Annotated in this window: 13 protein-coding genes; all 13 read left to right on the forward strand. The window is 39.7% G+C overall.

The window, feature by feature from the left end; translation table 11 throughout:
* The first annotated feature begins 124 nt into the window (after window positions 1-124).
* The 13 genes from NST15_RS07355 to ftsZ all read left to right on the forward strand — a co-directional run bounded on the left by NST15_RS07355 (window position 125) and on the right by ftsZ (window position 14,970).
* Complete coding sequence (locus NST15_RS07355; RefSeq protein ID WP_342498976.1) at window positions 125-2,044, forward strand: stage V sporulation protein D; 1,920 nt, start codon at window positions 125-127, stop codon at window positions 2,042-2,044.
* Window positions 2,045-2,255: 211 nt separating this feature from the next.
* Window positions 2,256-3,731, forward strand: a complete 1,476-nt coding sequence (locus NST15_RS07360; RefSeq protein WP_025207293.1) for a UDP-N-acetylmuramoyl-L-alanyl-D-glutamate--2,6-diaminopimelate ligase — start codon at window positions 2,256-2,258, stop codon at window positions 3,729-3,731.
* Window positions 3,732-3,867: 136 nt separating this feature from the next.
* Window positions 3,868-4,842 (forward strand): phospho-N-acetylmuramoyl-pentapeptide-transferase, encoded by a 975-nt coding sequence (gene mraY / locus NST15_RS07365; RefSeq protein ID WP_007499771.1) that lies wholly within the window; start codon window positions 3,868-3,870, stop codon window positions 4,840-4,842.
* Entirely contained in the window at window positions 4,843-6,198 is a 1,356-nt protein-coding gene (gene murD, locus NST15_RS07370) for a UDP-N-acetylmuramoyl-L-alanine--D-glutamate ligase (protein WP_048002853.1), read from the forward strand.
* Window positions 6,199-6,257: 59 nt separating this feature from the next.
* A complete protein-coding gene (spoVE, locus tag NST15_RS07375; protein WP_007499768.1) occupies window positions 6,258-7,358 on the forward strand; it encodes a stage V sporulation protein E in 1,101 nt (366 codons plus the stop codon).
* A gap of 198 nt (window positions 7,359-7,556) precedes the next feature.
* Window positions 7,557-8,651: an undecaprenyldiphospho-muramoylpentapeptide beta-N-acetylglucosaminyltransferase gene (murG, locus tag NST15_RS07380; protein ID WP_024720309.1), complete on the forward strand. Its 1,095-nt coding sequence runs from the start codon at window positions 7,557-7,559 to the stop codon at window positions 8,649-8,651.
* A gap of 30 nt (window positions 8,652-8,681) precedes the next feature.
* Window positions 8,682-9,593: a UDP-N-acetylmuramate dehydrogenase gene (gene murB, locus NST15_RS07385; protein WP_007499764.1), complete on the forward strand. Its 912-nt coding sequence runs from the start codon at window positions 8,682-8,684 to the stop codon at window positions 9,591-9,593.
* 136 nt (window positions 9,594-9,729) lie between these two features.
* Window positions 9,730-10,509: a cell division protein FtsQ/DivIB gene (locus NST15_RS07390; RefSeq protein WP_017359362.1), complete on the forward strand. Its 780-nt coding sequence runs from the start codon at window positions 9,730-9,732 to the stop codon at window positions 10,507-10,509.
* Window positions 10,506-11,195: a DUF881 domain-containing protein gene (locus NST15_RS07395; RefSeq protein ID WP_046527247.1), complete on the forward strand. Its 690-nt coding sequence runs from the start codon at window positions 10,506-10,508 to the stop codon at window positions 11,193-11,195. The genes NST15_RS07390 and NST15_RS07395 overlap by 4 nt, the downstream gene beginning before the upstream one ends.
* A 20-nt stretch (window positions 11,196-11,215) precedes the next feature.
* Window positions 11,216-11,941 (forward strand): DUF881 domain-containing protein, encoded by a 726-nt coding sequence (locus NST15_RS07400; protein WP_342498977.1) that lies wholly within the window; start codon window positions 11,216-11,218, stop codon window positions 11,939-11,941.
* The gene (locus NST15_RS07405) at window positions 11,941-12,309 is read left to right on the forward strand and encodes a small basic family protein (protein ID WP_003210988.1); all 369 of its coding nucleotides are present in this window, start codon (window positions 11,941-11,943) and stop codon (window positions 12,307-12,309) included. The genes NST15_RS07400 and NST15_RS07405 overlap by 1 nt, the downstream gene beginning before the upstream one ends.
* Before the next feature lie 159 nt (window positions 12,310-12,468).
* Window positions 12,469-13,791, forward strand: a complete 1,323-nt coding sequence (gene ftsA, locus NST15_RS07410; RefSeq protein ID WP_007499754.1) for a cell division protein FtsA — start codon at window positions 12,469-12,471, stop codon at window positions 13,789-13,791.
* Between the two features lie 33 nt (window positions 13,792-13,824).
* The gene (ftsZ, locus tag NST15_RS07415) at window positions 13,825-14,970 is read left to right on the forward strand and encodes a cell division protein FtsZ (protein ID WP_007499752.1); all 1,146 of its coding nucleotides are present in this window, start codon (window positions 13,825-13,827) and stop codon (window positions 14,968-14,970) included.
* Window positions 14,971-14,972 lie beyond the last annotated feature (2 nt).

Below are 14,972 nucleotides of genomic sequence, written 5' to 3' on the forward strand. Positions count from 1 at the left end.
TTGAAAACCTAGCAAATCATTTGCTAGGTTTTTTTCTTTTGCTTGAGCGATGGACGAGATCGTTCTATAAAAAGACGAGCCTGCATATGATGAAAACAAGCCATATGTAAGGAGTGAACCGGGCGTGCGAGTGTCAAGTGTAACAGTGAGAAAACGATTGCTTTTCGTGCTGCTGTTTGGGGTGATCATTTTTTTCATCATAGATACTAGATTAGGATATGTGCAGTTTATTATGGGCGAGAAGCTGACAAGTTTAGCGAAAGATTCATGGAGCCGTAACCTCCCATTTGAACCAGAACGAGGAGATATTTTGGATCGAAATGGAGTGGAGCTTGCGACGAACAAAAGTGCTCCCTCTATTTTAGTCGTGCCGCGGCAGGTGAAAGACCCAGCAGAAACAAGCAAGAAATTAGCAGCAGTGCTGAATATGTCTGAGGAGAAAGCGTACAAGCATGTCACCAAGAAAACGTCTATAGAACGAATTTCCCCAGAGGGGAGAAAAGTATCTCATGAAAAAGCAAAAGAAGTCAGAGAACTTGATTTAGATGGAGTCTATGTAGCAGAGGACAGCATCAGACATTACCCGTTTGGAAGTTTCTTATCTCATGTATTAGGTTTTGCTGGAATTGATAATCAGGGCTTACTTGGGCTAGAAGCGTACTATGATGATGACCTAAAAGGTGAAAAAGGCTCTGTGAAATTTTATTCTGATGCAAAAGGGCAGAAAATGCCAGATGAAGCAGATGATTATACACCGCCTAAAGATGGGCTTGATATGAAATTAACAGTTGATTCAAAAGTGCAAACCATCATCGAACGAGAACTAGACAATGCTCAGGCAAAATATAACCCAGATGGCATGATTGCCATTGCCATGAATCCGAAAAATGGTGAGGTGCTGGGAATGTCGAGCAGACCTGACTTTGATCCGGCTGACTATCAATCAGTTGATCCAAAAGTATTTAACCGAAACTTACCGGTGTGGAGCACATATGAGCCGGGATCGACGTTTAAAATCATTACACTGGCAGCTGCCCTGGAAGAAAATAAAGTAAATTTAAAACGTGATCAATTTTTTGACAGCGGATCTGTGACAGTGAATGGTGCAAGGCTCAGATGCTGGAAAAAGGGAGGACATGGATCACAGTCGTTTCTAGAAGTGGTACAAAACTCTTGTAACCCAGGATTCGTCGAGCTAGGCGACCGTCTTGGAAAAGATAAATTATTTTCTTATATTAAGAATTTCGGCTTTGGCCAAAAGACAGGAATCGACCTTCAAGGAGAAGGTAGAGGAATTTTGTTCCCGCTTGATCGTGTTGGTCCTGTAGAACAGGCAACAACAGCCTTTGGTCAAGGTGTATCTGTTACGCCGATTCAACAAGTAGCTGCAGTGGCAGCCGCAGTAAATGGAGGAACGCTTTACACGCCGTATATTGCAAAAGAATGGATCGATCCAATTACAAAAGAGGTGGTTAAAAAGCAATCACCAATTGCCAAGAAGAAAGTCATTTCAGCGGAGACGTCTAAAGAAATCAGGTATGCCCTTGAAAGTGTAGTCGCTCAAGGAACTGGCCGGAATGCATTCGTTGAAGGATATCGGGTGGGCGGAAAAACAGGAACAGCACAGAAAGTAAAAGACGGAAAGTACATGGAAAATAACCACATTGTGTCATTTATCGGTTTTGCGCCTGCGGATGATCCAAGCATTGTTGTATATGTAGCAGTAGATAACCCAAAAGGCACGATTCAATTTGGTGGGACAGTAGCAGCACCTATTGTGGGCCATATTATGCGAGACAGTCTGCCTGAAATGGGCGTGAAAAAAAGAAAAGGACAAATTGAAAAGAAGTACCAATGGCTGGACACAAAAACCATTGAGGTACCGAATCTTGTAGGAGGGTCTGTTTCTGACCTTGAATCACTCTTGATTAATTTAAAGATTGATGCTTCAGGAACTGGCAGTAAAGTGGTGAAGCAATCGCCTGCTGCCGGCACAAAGGTCAAAGAAGGTTCCACGATCCGATTATACTTAAATGATGAATAATAAAGAATGAACAGAGGGTAGCCGCACTCATTCGGCTGCCTCTTTTTGTTGAAAGAGAAGGGTCGTTTTAAAAAAAGAGCATAAAGTGTGTTTTTTCCAAGAGAAACTTAAGGAATACGCTGGATGTATCCTTTTTTTTACGATAAAATATAGACTGTGTGTTTTTTTCACAAGACATGCACGTGAACGAATTTGAGAGGTTTGATATGAAATGAAATTACAAGAACTCCTTACATACTTTAAAAGTGAAAACAGTGAACTGATAAACGAAAATCCGGAGATTACTTCCATTGAAATGGATTCAAGAGAAGTGAAAAAAGGGAGTCTTTTTGTCTGTATAAAAGGCTATACAGTAGATGGACATGATTACGCTGAAAAAGCAGTGAAAAGCGGGGCTGCAGCGATTGTAGCAGAACACCCACTTCACATAACAGATGTACCAGTCATTATTGTAAAACACTCTCAAAGAGCACTTGCAAGAATAGCAGATGCTTTTTACGAACAGCCAACTCATCAACTCAATCTAATTGGTATTACAGGAACGAACGGGAAAACGTCCACAACACACATGATTGAGCAAATCATGAGAAAAGCCGATAAAAAAACAGGTTTAATCGGTACGATGTATATGAAGGTAAACGATGAAATTCTCGAAGTGAAAAACACAACACCTGAGAGTGTCACCCTTCAGAAGACCTTTAAGCAGATGCTTGATCAAGACGTAGATACGGCCATTATGGAAGTATCATCACATGCTTTGCATCTTGGGCGTGTTCATGGATGTGATTATGATATTGCCGTCTTTACAAATCTTACCCAAGATCATTTGGACTACCACAACACAATGGAAGAATATAAACATGCAAAAAGCTTGCTCTTTTCCCAGCTCGGAAGTGCCTTTCAGCACGATAAGCCGAAGCATGCCATTTTAAATGCAGATGATGAAGCGTCTAGTTATTTTGAAAAAGTCACAGCTGCTGAAATTATGACGTATGGCTTAGAGCAAGAAGCAGATGTAATGGCAAAGAACATTCAAATCAAACCAAAGGGAACACAATTTGATTTGATTACCCCAATCGGCACAAAAAACGTGACGGTTGCCCTTATTGGAAAATTCAATGTGTATAACATTCTAGCAGCTGTATCAGTAGGAATTGTATCAGGCTTAACGTTTGAAACGATCGTTAGTGCCATTGAAGAACTTGAGGGAGTCAAAGGAAGATTCGAACTTGTGAATTTTGATCAAGACTTCCCAGTCATCGTTGATTATGCACACACACCTGACAGTTTAGAAAATGTACTGACTACGTGCAGAGAATTAACAGAAGGTAGAATTTTCTGTGTAGTTGGCTGCGGGGGCGACCGTGATAAAACCAAGCGCCCTCAGATGGCCCAAATCGCTGTGAAATATGCAGATGAGCCTGTTTTTACATCAGATAATCCAAGAAGTGAAGATCCATCAGCCATTTTGAAAGACATGGAAAATGGCGTGCCAAACGCCTATTATCACAGCTTTGTGAACCGGAAACAGGCCATCTTTTTTGCCATTGCCAATGCAAAAAAGGGCGATACAGTCTTAATAGCTGGAAAAGGGCATGAGACGTACCAAATCATTGGTGATCAAGTCTATGACTTTGATGATGCCAAGGTGGCAGCGGACGCTATTTTAGATCTAAACAAATCTTAAAAATGATGAAAAGAGTGTAATGAAATGAAGCATTTTGTACAAAAACAACATACGAAAGACACGAATGAATATCATAATAATGAATGCTATTTTCTAATGGAAAACGGCTTTGGAAATTCGGAAGGAGTAAAGAACAATGCTTGAACAGGTGATATTGTTTACAATCATAATGGGATTTTTAATCAGTGTTCTTTTATCCCCGATTTTTATTCCGTTTTTAAGAAGACTTAAATTTGGTCAAAGTATTAGAGAAGAAGGACCTCAGTCTCACCAAAAGAAATCTGGTACCCCAACAATGGGTGGAATTATGATTATCTTTTCTATTACAATTACAACGATCGTGATGATTAACAAATTCTCTGAGATTAGTCCAGAAATGTTTTTATTGTTATTTGTCACCCTTGGCTACGGATTATTAGGATTTTTAGATGATTATATTAAAGTAGCGATGAAGCGAAATCTTGGCTTAACATCGAAACAAAAACTGATCGGGCAAATTGTGATTGCTGTGATTTTCTATGCAGTCTTCCATTATTATGAGTTTGCAACGACTATTCGCATTCCAGGAACAGATGTCAGCTTTGACTTAGGATGGGCATACTTTATCCTCGTCGTTTTCATGCTTGTCGGTGGTTCTAATGCGGTAAACCTTACAGATGGACTTGATGGTTTATTATCTGGAACAGCTGCTATTGCATTCGGAGCTTTTGCTATATTGGCTTGGAATCAATCTCAGTATGATGTTGCGATCTTTTCGGTAGCAGTAGCAGGCGCTGTCCTTGGGTTCCTTGTCTTTAATGCGCATCCTGCAAAAGTATTTATGGGTGATACGGGATCGCTTGCTTTAGGCGGTGCCATAGTGGCCATTGCCATTTTAACGAAACTTGAGATTTTACTCGTCATTATTGGAGGAGTATTTGTTGTTGAAACGTTATCCGTTATCCTTCAAGTCATCTCCTTCAAAACAACTGGAAAAAGAATCTTTAAGATGAGCCCGCTTCACCACCACTATGAGTTAGTTGGCTGGTCTGAGTGGAGAGTAGTTGTCACCTTCTGGACAGCTGGTTTATTGCTTGCTGTTTTAGGAATTTACATCGAGGTGTGGTTATAATTGAATAGGATGCAAATGTTAAAAGACGAACATGTACTAGTACTAGGCCTTGCAAAAAGCGGATATGCGGCAGCCTCAATTCTTCACGAGCACGGAATAAACGTGACGGTCAATGACCAAAAAGCTTTTGAAGAAAACGAGCCTGCTCAGTTACTTTCTGAAAAGGGGATTGATGTCATTTGTGGCAGTCATCCTCTTCGTGTGTTCGACGATAAAGAAATTACGATTTTAATTAAGAACCCTGGAATTCCTTATGAGAATGTGATGGTCCAAGAGGCGCTTCGCCGAAAAATTCCAGTTTGGACTGAAATAGAATTGGCGTATCATTTGACCTCATCTCCTTTTATTGGGATTACCGGATCAAATGGAAAAACGACCACGACTACTTTGATTTATGAAATGTTGAAAAAAGACAGCCAAAAAACATTGGTAGCAGGTAATATCGGAACGGTCGCAAGTGAAGTTGCCGCGCGTGCAGCGGGCGATGAATGGATCGTAACTGAGCTCTCTTCATTTCAGTTAATGGGAACCGTTGAATTCAGACCTAAAATCAGCTTAATATTAAATATTTTTGACGCACATTTAGACTATCATCACACGCGTGAAGAATACGAAAAAGCAAAACAGAAAGTGTATGCACATCAACTGGAAGATGACATAGCTGTGGTTAACCTAGATGATCCATCTGTTGTCAAACTAGCAGAAGATTCGAAAGCGCAAAAAGTGTTTTTCTCAGTTAAAGAGCCGGTAGCACATGGAGCGTTTATTAAAGATGGTGCCATCTACTATATGAATGAACATGTCATTGACCTAAAGGATGTTGTTCTTCCTGGTGAGCATAACCAAGAAAATATTCTAGCAGCTATTTGTGTTGTAAAAAATGCAGGCTGCTCAAACGAAGCGATTGCACAAGTTCTTACTACATTTAGTGGAGTGAAGCATCGTTTGCAATTTGTGGAGACGATTCAAAATAGAAAATTTTATAATGACAGTAAAGCGACCAATATACTGGCAACAAGTAAAGCTTTGTCTGCCTTCAAGCAGCCGACCATTTTACTAGCAGGTGGACTGGATCGTGGCAATGAATTTGATGAATTAAAACCTTTTATGAAGAATGTAAAAGGAATGATTACATTTGGTGAGACTGCGCCTAAGTTTGTGAAGCTTGGTGAAGAGCTGGGAATACATCACGTAAAACATGTCGATAATGTTGAACAAGCAGTACCTGCGGCGTTTAGCATATCTGAAGAAGAAGACGTGATTTTATTGTCTCCGGCTTGTGCAAGTTGGGATCAGCATAAAACATTTGAAGAACGTGGAGACATGTTTGTAAACGCCGTGCATATGCTTAAATAAGGGCTTGTCTCTCATATGACTGACAGCCCAAATGAAATTATGCTTGGGGTGTCGGTCTCTTGACGAATAAGAAAACTTCTCCGGATTTTTTGCTTGTTGTCATTACGTTACTTTTATTGACGATTGGTTTAATTATGGTGTACAGCGCAAGTGCTGTGTGGGCATCGTATAAATTTGATGATTCGTTTTATTTTGCAAAAAGACAGCTTTTGTTTGCCGGAATCGGAGTTATCGCAATGTTTTTCATTATGCGGGTCGATTATTGGACGTGGCGGACTTGGTCAAAGATACTGATTGCAGTGTGTTTTCTCCTCCTCGTGCTTGTCTTGATTCCTGGTATCGGTATGGAGAGAAATGGTTCAAGAAGCTGGATTGGTGTCGGTGCGTTTAGTATTCAGCCCTCTGAATTTATGAAGCTTGCGATGATTGCGTTTCTTGCAAAATTCTTATCTGAAAAACAAAAGAATATCACATCCTTTCGTAAAGGTTTCGCCCCAGCACTAGGCATTGTGTTTTCTGCATTTGCCATCATTATGCTGCAGCCGGACCTAGGTACAGGAACGGTTATGGTTGGAACCTGTATTATTATGATATTTGTTTCAGGTGCGAGAATCGCTCACTTTATCTTTCTCGGTCTTTTAGGGCTTAGCGGATTTGCCGCACTTGTCTTATCAGCACCCTATCGAATAAAACGAATTACATCTTATTTAAATCCTTGGGAGGATCCACTTGGCAGCGGGTTTCAAATTATTCAATCCTTATACGCTGTCGGTCCAGGCGGTCTGTTTGGAATGGGGCTAGGTCAGAGTAGACAAAAATTCTTCTATTTGCCTGAGCCTCAAACAGACTTTATCTTTGCTATATTGTCTGAAGAACTTGGATTTATAGGTGGATCACTCATTTTGCTGCTCTTTAGTGTTCTATTGTGGAGAGGCATTAGAATAGCCCTCGGGGCACCAGATTTATATGGAAGTTTCTTGGCAGTGGGTATCATCTCAATGGTTGCCATTCAAGTAATGATTAATATCGCAGTTGTCACTGGTCTCATCCCTGTGACGGGCATCACACTGCCATTCTTAAGTTATGGCGGTTCATCACTGACATTAATGCTGATGGCAATTGGCGTACTTTTGAATGTAAGCAGGTATGCTAGATATTAATGTGCTGATAGTTCATGAAACCATATAGACTTTTATTTTGCAAAAGTATGAAAAAATGATTTGAAGAGTGAAAATGGCAGTTTCTGTTTCGAAAACATGATGATTGACTCTTCTTTACAGGTTTTGACGGAGCCCTGTTGTTTAAAACAGGGTTTATACTTTGTTCAGAGCAGAAAAAAATTGAGGGGAAATGGTATAATGCGTATAGTTATTAGTGGAGGCGGAACAGGCGGGCATATTTATCCTGCTCTAGCTTTTATTAAAGAAGTGAAAAGACTGCATCCTGATGTGGAATTTTTATATATTGGCACTGAGAATGGGCTTGAAAAGAAAATTGTAGAAAGAGAAAATATCCCTTTTAAATCAATTGAAATTTCAGGTTTTAAAAGAAAGCTTTCCTTTGATAATGTAAAAACAGTGATGAGGTTTCTAAAGGGCGTCCAAAAAAGTAAATCTTATTTAAAAGAATTTAAGCCGGATGCTGTTATTGGAACAGGTGGTTATGTGTGTGGTCCAGTTGTTTATGCTGCGTCTAAGCTAAAAATCCCAACGATCATTCACGAACAAAATAGCCTGCCAGGCATCACAAATAAGTTTCTGGCACGATATGTGAATAAAGTAGCCATCTGTTTTGAAGAAGCAAAGGAACACTTTCCTTCAGAAAAGGTTGTTTTTACGGGAAACCCAAGAGCCTCTGAAGTCGTCTCTATTAAAGAGGGAAAATCTCTTAAAGAGTTCGGGCTGGATGAGAAGAAAAAAACGGTTCTCATTTTTGGCGGGAGCAGAGGTGCAGCTCCAATCAATCGAGCAGTGATTGACATGCAAGATGAATTAAAGGCAAAGAACTATCAGCTTTTATATATTACAGGTGAGGTTCATTATGAAAAAGTGCTGAACGAATTAAAAGAAAAAGGTGAAGCACCGAATATGATCACAAAGCCTTTCTTGCATCAAATGCCGGAGTATTTAAAATCAATTGATGTCATTGTTGCAAGAGCGGGAGCCACAACGATTGCTGAAGTGACGGCACTTGGAATTCCGACCATCTTCATTCCAAGTCCATACGTGACCGCAAATCATCAGGAAATTAACGCAAGATCACTTGAAAAACATGATGCTGCGATCGTTTTAAGAGAATCAGAGCTTTCAGGAGATCGCTTGCTTCATGCAATTGATGAAATTGCTGGTAATGACGAGAAACTACATCAAATGAGCCGTTTAACAAAAGAACTCGGAGTACCAGATGCGGCCACACGTTTATATAATGTGTTAAAAGAAATTACGACTTCATGATGAATGATATGAGGTAAGGCGGAGGGTAATATGGAGAACTTGAAGAATGAATTATTAGAAGCGCAAGTTGGTAAAGTACTTGAAAACGAACCGCTTGCAAATCATACGACAATGAAAATAGGCGGACCGGCCGATCTATTAGTCATCCCTAAAGATGTCGATGCTGTCAAAACAATTATGGATCAGGTGAAAAAACATGATACTCAATGGACGGTCATTGGGAGAGGGTCCAATTTACTTGTTCTTGATAAAGGAATTCGCGGCGTCGTTTTAAAGCTGGGTGCTGGGCTTGATCACTTAACTGTCAATGATGAAGAGATTACAGTTGGCGGAGGCTATTCAGTTGTAAGACTTGCTACGTCTCTTAGTAAGCAGGGGTTGTCAGGATTGGAATTCGCAGCTGGTATTCCAGGTTCTATTGGTGGCGCTGTTTATATGAACGCAGGGGCACATGGATCTGACATCAGCAAGATTCTTGTGAAAGCGAGAGTCTTATTTGAAGATGGAACGATCGAGTGGTTAACTAATGAGCAAATGAACTTTAGCTATCGAACTTCTGTGCTTCAAAAGGAACGCCCTGGAATTGTTCTCGAAGCAGTGTTCAAGCTTAAACAGGACGAACGTGAGAAAATCACAAAGAAAATGCAGCAAAATAAAGATTATCGTAAGGAAACACAACCGTATAATAAACCATGCGCCGGCAGTATTTTTCGAAATCCATTACCTGAATATGCAGGACAGCTTGTAGAAAAGGCGAATTTAAAAGGATATCAGATTGGCGGGGCTAGAATTTCTGATATGCACGGAAACTTTATTGTCAACGCTGGTGGGGCGAAGGCTCAAGATGTGCTCGACTTAATTCAGTACATTCAAAAGAAAATCAAAGATGACTACAATGTAGAGATGCATACAGAAGTAGAAATTATTGGTGAAGCAAATTAAAGGCTACTACTTATGAATGATGGTATCACAGGAAAACAAACGGCATTTTTTCATGCCGTTTGTTTTCTAATCAATATGAGATAAAGAATGATCCAAAGGTGCGGACAAGCAGCTTTGAATGAGGTGAAGAGTATATATGCGGCCTGATCATGAAAATGAAAAGATCGTCAATATAGAAGAGCGAATCCCTAAAATTAAAGAACAAAGGAAGCAGAAAGCGAATCGGAGATTAATCTCTTTTATTTTGCTGTTTTTTATCATGGTTTTAATTATTGTCTATTTGCAAACACCAATCAGTAAAATTTCTTCTTTAACCATTACCGGTAATGAACATGTACCAACAAAACAGCTCGTTAAACTTTCGCAAATTAAAGAAGGCGAGACAGAGTTTTGGAATTTAAATAAAGATATGACAGCAGACCATATAAAGCAAAATAAATTGATTAAAAGTGTCAGTATTAAAAAACATTTCCCTAATAAGGTCAGTATTGCTGTCAAAGAGTATGCAAATATTGCGTATCTGCAAAAGGGACATTTTTATTATGAGCTTCTTGAAAACGGGACGGCTTTGCCAGATGAAGTAACGCCAAGTCACGCAGGACCTATTTTTGTCGATTGGGACAATAAAGAGAAATTGAAGCAAACAGTGAGAGCTCTGAATCAACTGCCGGCTTCTATTCAGGAACTAATCTCAGAAGTATATTACGTACCGACTAGCTCCAATCAATGGCTCGTTAAATTTTATATGAATGATGGAAACACCGTTATTGCATCAATTAAAACATTCGCAGATAAAATGACAACGTACCCTGCCATTGTCAAAGAGCTTTCGTCCTCTGAGAAAGGTACGATTCATATGGAAGTAGCTACGTATTTTGAAGCTTTTAAATCTAAGAAAAAGGAAGATGAACGTTGAGAGGCAAAACCGTCATATTCTCAATTGTAATGCTTGTTCTTGGATTTCTGATTTCTTTTTCATACCAATATACGAAGCAGCATCGAGCAGATGTCAATCGAACAGAACAATGGAAAAAAGAATATTCTTTGAAAAGTCAGCTAACAAAGCAAGAAAAGGCGAATCAAAAACTTGAAAAAGAACTTTATCGTCTTCAATCAAAGGTTCAAGCAACAGAGTTTGGTTTGAAAAATGAAAAAGAGCAGTATTTTAATGTTTTGGAAGATGTTGAGAAATACAGAATGTTTACAGGAGAAATAGGTGTAAAAGGGAAAGGGGTAAAAGTATCTCTTGAAGATGCATCTTATATCCCGAGTGGACAAAATGTCAATAATTACATTGTGCATGAGAGCCACATTTTCCATGTGATAAACGAACTATTTATATCAGGGGCATCTGCTGTAGCTATAAACGGACAAAGAATCACACACCAATCATACATACATTGTAACGGTCCAGTCGTCACGGTTGATGGTGTTCAACATCCAGCACCATTTGTCATTTCTGCTATTGGAGATCCAGCTGTTTTGATTCCTGCATTAAACATTGCAGGCGGGGTGGTTGATCAGCTGACAAGTGATCATATTTCCATGACGATTGAAAAGAAGGATATTCGTATGAATCCTCTTCTAAGAAACAAAGATTAAATGTGAAAAGGTGAGTGGTGTTGAGGAAAAAGAAGCCATTACTTAGTTTGACAGTCCTGATGGTCATATTTGGCATCATGGTCTCGATCCAGTTTAACTCTCTACAAAAGCCTAAAGTTCGCGATACTCGAGACGTTTGGGAATTAAGAGAGGATTTATCTGCATCTCAAAGTAAGGAACTGGATTTGTTGAAAGAAATTGATAAATATGATGAAATGCTAAAAAAGTATGGCAACCAAGAAGATCAATCCAAAGAAGCACAATTAACAAAAACGTTGAAGGATTTGAAAGAAAAGGCTGGTTTTACAGAGGTAACGGGTGAAGGAGTTGAAATAGAAATTACTCAGCTTTTTTCTAAGGAACTTACCGGAGAAGAAGTCAAAAATATACCACCTGATCTTCTGAAAAAATTAATCAACGAAGCCAATATGTTTGGGGCAAAACATATTTCCATTAATGAACACCGGGTGATTAACACCAGTGTTATTCGAGATATTAATGGTACGACGAAAATGGATGGTTACAGCATAGATGGTGATACAGTCACGATTAAGATGGTCAGCGAGCAGGCCGATAAATTATACAGCCGTTTAAATGTATCAGATATTGGTGATTTGTTTGCTCAGGAAAATTTCAGTTTGAGTATTAGACCGCCGAAGAAAAAAATTCATTTAAAAGCATTTGACGGTACAATTCAATTAAATGAATTGAAGCCTCTTGACGATGTAAAGGAGGGAAAATCTTAATGTGGCTTCCTGTACTTGGTTTAATCATAGGAGTTGCGATCGGTTTCTTAACGAATTTTACGATACCGAATGAGTATTCTAACTATCTTTCCCTCGCTGTACTTGCTGCGCTTGATACATTGATTGGTGGAATCAGAGCACATCTGCAAGGGGCATACGATGAACTAGTGTTTGTATCAGGTTTCTTCTTTAATATTATACTCGCAATAAGTTTAGCTTTTCTGGGCGTCCATCTTGGTGTAGACTTGTATTTAGTCGGAATGTTTGCATTCGGTGTTAGATTGTTTCAAAATATCGCCGTTATTCGAAGAATTCTACTAACAAAATGGACAATTTCTAGAGAAAAAAAGAAAAAAAGTGAGTCATAAAAAAGGATATACATATGATGTAACGAATATTTTCAGTAATCCTAATAAAAAATGTTGATTTTTTAAGTTTTGTTACACACTTGTAAAAACACATTCATTGTATTGTTGTTCAGCAAATAATAGAATAGAAAGTATTGATATGTGAGGAGGTGCCATAGAATGAACAACAATGAAATTTACGTCAGCCTTGACATCGGTACATCCAATATAAAAGTCATCGTCGGAGAAATGGCGGATGATTCGCTTAACATTATAGGTGTTGGAAATGTCCCTTCAGAGGGGTTAAAAAAAGGATCGATTGTTGATATAGATGAAACAGTTCATTCTATTAGACAAGCATTTGAACAGGCTGAGAGAATGGTAGGTTTCCCTTTACAAAAGGCGATAGTCGGAATTAACGGAAACCACATTCATATTCAGAATACGAGCGGCGTTGTCGCAGTGTCTAGTGAAAATAAAGAAATACATGCTGAAGATGTGAGACGTGTCTTGGATGCTGCACAGGTAGTATCTATTCCGCAAGAACATCTCGTAGTAGACGTCATTCCGAGACAATTTATCGTCGACGGAAGAGATGAGATCACAGATCCGAAAAAAATGCTAGGTGTACGGCTAGAAGTGGATGGATCGTTAATCACTGGTTCTAAAACGATTCTACATAACTGGCTCCGATGTGTAGAGCGGGCTGGTATTGAAATTATGGATATTTGCTTGCAACCACTTGCATCGGGTTCAGCAGCGTTATCGAAAGATGAAAAAAATCTAGGGGTAGCTCTTGTCGATATTGGGGGCGGCTCTACTACGATATCCGTATTTGAAAACGGGCATCTCTATTCTACTCACAGTATCCCATTGGGCGGAGAGAACATTACAAAAGATTTGTCTATAGGACTTAGAACTTCCACTGAAGAAGCTGAACGAATCAAAAAGCAATTTGGGCATGCATTCTATGATGAGGCATCGTCTGAGGAGACATTTGAAGTTTCCGTCATCGGTACGGACCAAAAACAGACGTATACACAACTTGAAGCAGCCAATATCATCGAAGCGCGATTGGAAGAGATTCTGCTTTTTGTGGCAGAGGAATTACGCAATATGGGTGTCCATGATTTGCCTGGCGGATTCGTTCTAACAGGTGGACAGGCAGCTATACCAGGTATCCTTTCTCTGGCACAAACGGTCCTACAAAACAATGTAAGAATCGCAAGTCCTAATTATATTGGGGTCAGGGAACCTCAATATATGACAGGAGTGGGCTTGATCCATTTTGCTTATCGCAATGCAAAGATTCAGGGCAGACAGGTTGGATTCCAAATGCCGGATGAAGCATTTCATGAAGTAGGCGCGTCCATGGAGCCGGTTTCTTCTACACCACAAGTAAAAGAAGCTCAGCCAAGACCGAAAGTGAAACAAAAAGCGCAACAAGAGACAAATAAAAAACCGGGCAAAATGAAAAAACTATTTAATATGTTCTGGGAATAGAACTAGATTTTCGACGGATTAGGAGGATTCAGCATGTTGGAGTTTGAAACAAATATAGACGGCCTAGCATCAATTAAAGTAATCGGTGTAGGTGGCGGCGGAAATAACGCAGTCAACCGAATGATTGAAAATGACGTACAGGGTGTCGATTTTATTGCAGTGAATACAGATGCACAGGCGTTAAACTTATCAAAAGCAGAAACAAAAATGCAAATCGGTGCTAAGCTGACAAGAGGGCTTGGAGCAGGTGCGAATCCTGAAGTCGGTAAAAAAGCTGCTGAAGAAAGCAAAGAACAAATTGAAGAAGTCCTAAAAGGCGCTGACATGGTCTTTGTGACAGCCGGTATGGGCGGTGGAACTGGTACGGGTGCTGCACCTGTCATTGCGAAAATCGCAAAAGATTCAGGAGCCTTGACAGTTGGAGTTGTGACTCGTCCTTTCACATTTGAAGGAAGAAAGCGTCAGCTTCAAGCAGTTGAAGGGATTGCTTCTATGAAAGAAGCAGTTGATACGTTAATCGTGATTCCAAACGATCGCCTGCTTGAAATTGTCGATAAAAACACGCCAATGCTTGAAGCATTCCGTGCAGCAGATAACGTGTTAAGACAAGGTGTTCAAGGGATCTCAGATCTCATTGCAACACCAGGTTTAATTAATCTTGACTTTGCTGACGTGAAAACGATCATGTCTAACAAAGGTTCAGCTCTTATGGGAATTGGTGTCGCAACAGGCGAAAACCGTGCTGCTGAAGCAGCGAAAAAAGCCATTTCTTCACCACTTCTTGAAACAGCGATTGATGGAGCACAAGGTGTTATCATGAATATTACTGGTGGTACGAACCTTAGTCTTTATGAGGTACAAGAAGCAGCGGATATTGTTGCATCAGCCTCTGATGAAGATGTCAACATGATCTTTGGATCTGTCATTAATGATAACTTGAAGGATGAAATTGTGGTCACAGTCATCGCAACCGGTTTTATTGAGCAAGAGCCGGAAGTGACAAAACCTCAAAGAAATCCATTAGGACAAGGATTAAAGCAGAATCAATCTATTCCACAAAAGCGTGAAGTAAAACGTGAGGAACATCAACAAACATCATCACAACCAAGACAAAATACACAGTCAAGTGATGATACATTGGATATCCCAACGTTCTTACGTAACCGCAACAAACGATAAGC

The sequence above is a fragment of the Bacillus sp. FSL R5-0820 genome, from assembly GCF_038593385.1.
Taxonomy (GTDB): domain Bacteria; phylum Bacillota; class Bacilli; order Bacillales; family Bacillaceae; genus Bacillus; species Bacillus altitudinis.